A 243-nucleotide genomic window follows, 5' to 3' on the forward strand; every position below is an offset into this window, starting at 1 on the left:
GCATGAGGCCGATCGGGATGGCGGTATCCGCGCTGATCTCGATCGCCTCGATATCGCAGTGGACCTGATGATTCTGCGACTGCTGCGCCAATTGCACGGCAATGCCGCAGGCGAGGTCGTCGAGCGACACAATGCCCACCCGGTCCCCGCGCCAGAGCTGGTCATGCGTCTGCGCGATCGCGGTGATCCGCGCCTGCGCATCGTTGAGCATGCGCAGGACGCGAGGATCGTCATCCTCCTGCT

1 protein-coding gene is annotated in these 243 nt (G+C 64.6%); it reads right to left on the reverse strand.

Annotation, left to right across the window (positions count from 1 at the left end; genetic code table 11):
* Window positions 1-243 (reverse strand): histidine kinase dimerization/phosphoacceptor domain -containing protein (locus AC0L2P_RS32505; protein WP_473507279.1); only part of this gene is annotated, 243 nt, incomplete at both ends.

This window comes from Mesorhizobium sp. WSM4836 (genome assembly GCF_055811815.1).